Raw genomic sequence first — 6,600 nt, forward strand, 5'->3', positions numbered from 1 at the left:
GCCGTCCGGACCCGTCCGGTCCGGACGGCGTGCCGGAATCAGACGCCGTACTCGTCCATCGGCGGGCAGGAGCAGACCAGGTTGCGGTCGCCGTACGCGCCGTCGATCCGGCCGACCGGCGGCCAGTACTTGTCCGCCGGGTTCACGCCGGCCGGGAAGACCGCCTCCTGCCGCGAGTAGCCGTGCGCCCAGTCGCCGGCCAGGGTGGCGGCGGTGTGCGGGGCGTTGCGCAGCGGGTTGTCGTCGGCGTCCCACTCGCCCGAGCCGACCTTCTCGATCTCGGCCCGGATCTCGATCATCGCGTCGCAGAACCGGTCGATCTCGTACAGGTCCTCGGACTCGGTCGGCTCGATCATCAGCGTGCCGGCGACCGGGAACGACATGGTCGGCGCGTGGAAGCCGTAGTCGATCAGGCGCTTGGCGATGTCGTCCACCGTCACGCCGGTCTCCTTGGAGAGCGGGCGCAGGTCGATGATGCACTCGTGCGCGACCAGGCCGCCGGGACCGGTGTAGAGCACCGGGAAGTGCGGGGCCAGCCGCTTGGCGATGTAGTTGGCGTTCAGCACCGCGACCTGGGTGGCGCGCTTGAGGCCCTCGCCGCCCATCAGCCGGACGTAGGACCAGGAGATCGGCAGGATGCCCGCCGAGCCCCACGGGGCGGCCGAGATCGGACCGACACCGGTGGCCGGACCGGCCTCCGCCTGCAGCGGGTGGTTCGGCAGGTACGGCGCGAGGTGCGCGCGCACCGCGACCGGGCCGACGCCCGGGCCGCCGCCGCCGTGCGGGATGCAGAAGGTCTTGTGCAGGTTCAGGTGCGAGACGTCCGCGCCGAACTTGCCCGGCTTGGCGAGGCCGACCAGGGCGTTGAGGTTGGCGCCGTCGACGTAGACCTGGCCGCCGGCCTCGTGCACCAGGCCGCAGATCTCGGTGATCTGGGTCTCGTACACGCCGTGGGTGGACGGGTAGGTCACCATCAGCACCGACAGGTTGTCGCGGTGCTGCTCGATCTTGGCCTTCAGGTCCTCGACGTCGACGTCACCGTCGACCAGGGTCTTGACCACGACGACCCGCATGCCGGCCATGACCGCGGAGGCGGCGTTGGTGCCGTGCGCGGAGGACGGGATGAGGCAGACGTCGCGCTGAGTGTCGCCGTTGCCGTGGTGGTAGGCGCGGACGGCCAGAAGACCGGCGAGCTCGCCCTGGGAGCCGGCGTTCGGCTGGATGGAGACGGCGTCGTAGCCGGTCACCTCGACCAGCTGCTGCTCCAGGCCGCGGATCAGGGTGAGGAAGCCCGCGGCCTGGTCGACCGGCGCGAAGGGGTGCAGCTGGCCGAACTCCGGCCAGGTCACCGACTCCATCTCGGTGGTCGCGTTGAGCTTCATGGTGCAGGAGCCCAGCGGGATCATGCCGCGGTCCAGCGCGTAGTCCCGGTCCGACAGGCGGCGCAGGTAGCGCAGCATGGCGGTCTCGGAGCGGTGGCTGTGGAAGACCGGGTGGGTCAGGTACTCGTCCTCGCGCAGCAGCGCGGCCGGCAGGGTGTCGGCGTCCTCCGCCACCTCGACGGCCTCGACGCCGAACGCGGCCCAGACGCCCGCCAGGTCCTCGCGGGTGGTGGTCTCGTCGGTGGAGACCGAGATCCGGTCCTCGCCGTCCTGGAAGACGTTGATGCCGTTGGCGCGGGCGGCGGCGGCGATCCCGGCGGCGCGGCCCGGGACGACCGCGGTGACGGTGTCGAAGAACTCGCCGTGCAGCAGCTCGACGCCGCCGGCCCGCAGGCCCTCGGCCAGCGCGGCGGCGTAGCGGTGGGTGCGGCGGGCGATGTCGGCCAGGCCGTCGGGGCCGTGGTAGACGGCGTACATCGAGGCCATCACGGCGAGCAGCACCTGGGCGGTGCAGATGTTGCTGGTGGCCTTCTCGCGGCGGATGTGCTGCTCGCGGGTCTGCAGGGCCAGGCGGTAGGCGCGGTTGCCGTGGGTGTCCACGGAGACGCCGACCAGGCGGCCGGGGAGCGAGCGGGCGTAGTCGGCGCGCACGGCGAGGTAGCCGGCGTGCGGGCCGCCGAAGCCCATCGGCACGCCGAAGCGCTGCGAGGTGCCGCAGGCGATGTCGGCGCCGAGCGAGCCCGGGGACTTCAGCAGGGTGAGGGCGAGCAGGTCGGCGGCGACGGCGACGATCGCGCCGAGGCCGTGGGCCTGCTCGATCACCGGGGCGAGGTCGCGGACCGCGCCGGTCGCGCCCGGGTACTGGAGCAGCACGCCGAACACGCCGCGCTCGGCGATCTCGGCCGGGATGCCCTCGGACAGGTCGGCGACGACGACCTCGACACCGGTCGGCACGGCGCGGGTGTTGATCACCGCGACCGTCTGCGGCAGCGTGTCGGCGTCGACCAGGAAGACGCCGCCCTTGACCTTGGTGACGCGGCGGGCCAGGGCCATCGCCTCGGCGGCCGCGGTGCCCTCGTCCAGCAGCGAGGAGCCGGAGGTGGGCAGACCGGTCAGGTCGGCGACCAGGGTCTGGAAGTTGAGCAGCGCCTCCAGCCGGCCCTGCGAGATCTCCGGCTGGTAGGGCGTGTAGGCGGTGTACCAGGCCGGGTTCTCCATCACGTTGCGGAGGATCACCGGCGGGGTGAAGGTGCCGTAGTAGCCCAGACCGATCATCGACCGGAGGACGGAGTTGCGGTCGGCCAGCTCGCGCAGCTCGGCCAGGACCTGGGCCTCGGAGCGGCCGCCGGGCAGGTCCAGCGCGGTGATCGAGCGGATCGCCTCGGGGACGGCGGCGGTGGCCAGCTCGTCCAGCGAGCCGTAGCCGACGTGGGCCAGCATCTTCTCCTGCGCAGCGGCGTCGGGGCCGATGTGGCGGTTCTCGAAGGGGCTGGCCTGTTCGAGCTCGGTGAGGGTCGCGGGGGTGGTGGGGCGTCCCGAGTTCGGCTGGGCGTTCATGGTGGTCGAGGCCTCCTGGTCACGGACCGGCGGGGGTGCGCACGCCGGGGCGCCTCGCCGCTGCGGACAACAGCGGAGGACCCGGTCGGACGAACCCGACAGGCCTCCCCCTCTGTCATCGGGACCTGAGAGCTTCGCCCGCGCGGAGCGCCGTGGGACGCCCCGCCGGCTTGCACCGTCGGTGAGGGTGGGGTCCGCCGGCTCCCTCGCCCGCGTTCCTGCCCTGCTTTCCAGAGTGACCTATCCCGCACGGTACGGATGCCTGAGAGATTCCGGGGAGGAGTTGCTCCTTCGGCGCCCCGACCAGCGGCTTCCACTGCCGGGGACTCTCCCGCGCGGGCTCGGCGGTCGCGCCCAGGGTACCAGCGGGAGGCCCGGCGATCACGGGTGCGTCCGGTCACTCCGCCGCCGCGGCACGATCGCCCGGCCTGCCCCGATCGGCCCAGCGCCGTGCCCGTCCGGCCCCGCCCCGGTCGCGGGGGTCCGGTTCATGGCTTTTGGTGTGAAGTGGCGGACCGGGCGGGCGGGCCGGCCGTCGTCCTGCGGGAGTTCCGCAGGATCACCGCACTGGAGGAAAGAGTGCAGACCGACATCGACCCCCGGGACCTCATCGGCCACAAGGCGGTCGACCGCAACGGGGACAAGATCGGCACCATCGACGAGGTGTATCTCGACGACGCCACCGGCCGACCCGAGTGGGCGGCCGTGCGGACCGGCATCTTCGGCCGGGACGCCTTCGTCCCCCTGACCACGAGCGAGTTCTCCGGCGAGGAGCTGCGGGTGCCGTACGACAAGTCCCTGGTGAAGGAATCACCGGACTTCGGCGTCGGCCAGCACCTGTCGCCCGCCCAGGAGCTTCAGCTCTACCGCTACTACGGGCTGGACACCCCGGTGGACGGCCGGCCGTCGGCGGGTGACGGCTCGGGCTCGGAACCGGCCGACCTCGACTTCGGCACCACCGCCGACCGGGGCACGGCAGCCGGCACGGCCGCGGTGGGCGCGGCCGCCGCCAACACCACGGGCACCACCAACGGCACCACCAACGGCATCGGCACGACCAACGGCACGGGCACCGCGCATCCGGCCAAGCCGCTCGGCCTCCACCAGTCCCCCACTCCCGTCCCGAGCCCGGCCGCCGACCTCGGCAAGCCGTCCGACCCCGCCCCGGAGGCCCCCGTGCGGACCCTCGCCACGCCCCTGCCCACCACGACGACACCCGCCGCGCCCCACCAGGCCGCCGAGCCGCGCCCGCACACCCCGGCGGCCCCGTCGGTCGCCCCGGCCGGCCCCGCCGCGGACACCGCGCACCCCGGGACCGGCCCCGCCGCCTCCTCCCCGAGCGGCCCGGTGGAGATCACCTGCCGCGAGGAGCGCCTGGACATCACCACCGAGTGGCATGTGCTGGGCACCGCAAAGCTGCGCAAGTACGTCACCAGCGAGCCGGTGGAACGGCGGGTCGCGGTGGTCCGCGAACGGGTCCGGGTCGAGCGGATCCCGGTCGGGGACGCGGAGCGGGCCGCGCTCAGCGAGAAGGAGATCGCCGAGGCGGTGGAGGAGGTGACCCTCCGCGAGGAGCGCCCGGTGGTCCGCAAGTACCTGGCACCGATCGAGCGGGTCCGTCTGGTGGTCGAGCGGTACACCGCCGAGGAGGTGGTCCGGGACGAGCTGCGCCGCGAGCACGTCGAGGTCCACGACAACACGGCGGCGGCTTCGACCCCGGTGCCGTCGGCCGCCCACGCGCCGGCCCGTCAGGCCGCCCACCCGGCGGTCGAGGACCAGGCCCGCCCGGCCCCGCTGCGGCCGCTCGCCTGACCCCGCGGAACGGCAGGACCCCGGCCGATCATGGCCGGGGTCTTTCCTTTTTGCCAAGGCTTAACCAATGAATATTTGACACACTGAAGTATCTCCCTGCATGGTTACTTCAGTTCATTCACTATGTACGAGAGGAAGCAACCGTGAGTGAGGCACCACAGCCCACCACCACGACCGAGAAGCAGAGCAGCGCCCGGGTCCTGCCGGCCCTCATCCTGGCGATGCTGTCGTTCAGCGTGGTGCAGACCGCGGTCGTTCCGATCCTGCCCTCGCTCGCCAAGGAACTGAGCGTCTCCGGCTCCAGCATCACCTGGCTGATGACGGCCAACCTGCTGTCCGCCGCCGTGCTCACGCCGCTGCTCGGCCGCTTCGGCGACCTGCGCGGCCGCAAGCCGATGCTGCTGATCTCGCTCGCCGGCCTGGTCGCGGGCTCCGCACTCGCCGTCTCGACCCACTCCTTCACCTGGCTGGTCGTCGCCCGCGTGCTCCAGGGCGCCGGCGGTGGCGTGCTCCCGCTGGCCATCAGCATCGTCCGCGACGAGCTGCCCAAGCAGAAGGTGACCGGCGGCGTCGCCGCCATCAGCGCCTCGATGGGCGTCGGCAGCGGCCTCGGCCTGGTCGCCACCGGCCTGCTGCTGGAGCACTGGAGCTACAAGTCGATCTTCTGGATGGGCCTGGCCTTCGGCCTGCTCGCGATCGCCCTGGTCGCCTTCCGGGTGCCCAGCGACCCGGTCACCGACAAGGAGGGCGGTGCCGACCCGCTCGGCGCCATCACCCTGGCCGGCTGGCTCTCCGCCCTCCTGGTCGCCGTCAGCCAGGGCAACCACTGGGGCTGGACCTCCACCAAGACCCTCGGCCTGTTCGCCGTCGCCGCCGTGGTCGCGCTGATCTGGGGCGTCATCGAGGTCAAGGTCAAGCACCCGCTGGTCGACATGAAGATGATGTCCCGCCCGGCCGTCGCCTTCACCAACCTGGCCGGCCTGCTCATCGGCTTCGGCATGTACGGCTCGTTCATGGTGATCAGCAACTTCGCCCAGACCCCGGAGAAGTTCGCCCACTACGGCTTCACCGCCACCGTGCTGCACGCCGGTGTGATGCTGCTGCCCTCCGCCCTCGGCTCGATGGTCGCCGCCCCGATCGGCGCCGTGCTGATCGCCCGCCGCGGCCCGCGCCTGCCGCTGGTCCTCGGTGGCGTCCTCGGCGCCGTCGCGATGGCCTACCTGGCCGTGCGGCACAGCCACGAGGCCGACATCTACCTCGCCTCGGCCATCTTCGGCCTCGGCATCGGCCTCGCCTTCTCGGCGATGCCCGCCTACATCAACGGCGCCGTCCCGGTCGAGCAGAGCGGCATCGCCAACGGCATGAACGCCGTGCTGCGCACCGTCGGCGGCGCGATCGGCACCGCCGTCATGGCCGCCATCCTCACCGGCGACACCATGAAGCTGCCGATCCCGATCGCGCTGCCCACCCTGGACGCGTACAAGCACGCGTTCTGGACCGCCGCCGTGGTCTGCATCGTGGCCGGCGCCGTCCCGTTCCTGATCCGCACCGTCCGGCCGACCACCGCGGTGGCCTCCGGCAACACGACGGCGGACCTCACCTCCGGCCGCGAGCCGGTCAAGACCGACGCCTGACGAGGCGTCCCGCCCCGCGCCCAGGGACAGGGCGCGGGGACCGGACCAGAACGGTCGCCGAGGGCATCGCGACCGTCCACGGCCCGGGAACGAAGCGGGCCCCCCCCGCGCCCCCCCCCGGGGGGGGCCGGGGGGGGGCCCCCCCCGGGGGGGGACCCGGGGGCCCACGGGCCGGCCCCCCCCCCCCCCCACCCCCCCCCCGTAGGGCCCCGGCC

3 protein-coding genes and 1 riboswitch are annotated in these 6,600 nt (G+C 73.0%); of the genes, 2 read left to right on the plus strand and 1 reads right to left on the minus strand.

The features are described from left to right. Positions 1-38: 38 nt before the first annotated feature. Positions 39-2,939, minus strand: coding sequence for an aminomethyl-transferring glycine dehydrogenase (gcvP, locus tag ACIPYS_RS17100; RefSeq protein ID WP_093859338.1), 2,901 nt, complete (start codon positions 2,937-2,939; stop codon positions 39-41). A 240-nt stretch (positions 2,940-3,179) separates the two neighbouring features. Further along, positions 3,180-3,283, minus strand: a riboswitch (glycine riboswitch). A gap of 163 nt (positions 3,284-3,446) precedes the next feature. Here gcvP and ACIPYS_RS17105 point away from each other — a divergent pair. Together ACIPYS_RS17105 and ACIPYS_RS17110 are read left to right on the plus strand one after the other, a co-directional pair. Next, a complete protein-coding gene (locus ACIPYS_RS17105) occupies positions 3,447-4,751 on the plus strand; it encodes a PRC and DUF2382 domain-containing protein (protein WP_400746930.1) in 1,305 nt (434 codons plus the stop codon). Positions 4,752-4,894: 143 nt separating this feature from the next. Next, positions 4,895-6,385 carry an MFS transporter gene (locus ACIPYS_RS17110; protein WP_093859339.1) on the plus strand — a complete coding sequence of 497 codons (1,491 nt, stop codon included), beginning with the start codon at positions 4,895-4,897 and terminating at the stop codon, positions 6,383-6,385. Positions 6,386-6,600 lie beyond the last annotated feature (215 nt).

This window comes from Kitasatospora sp. NPDC089913 (genome assembly GCF_044748625.1).
Classification (GTDB): Bacteria; Actinomycetota; Actinomycetes; order Streptomycetales; family Streptomycetaceae; genus Kitasatospora.

Bases quoted from the DNA above. Each gene is read 5' to 3' on its own strand.
- gcvP (WP_093859338.1), bottom strand. From the start codon at position 2,939: ATGAACGCCCAGCCGAACTCGGGACGCCCCACCACCCCCGCGACCCTC.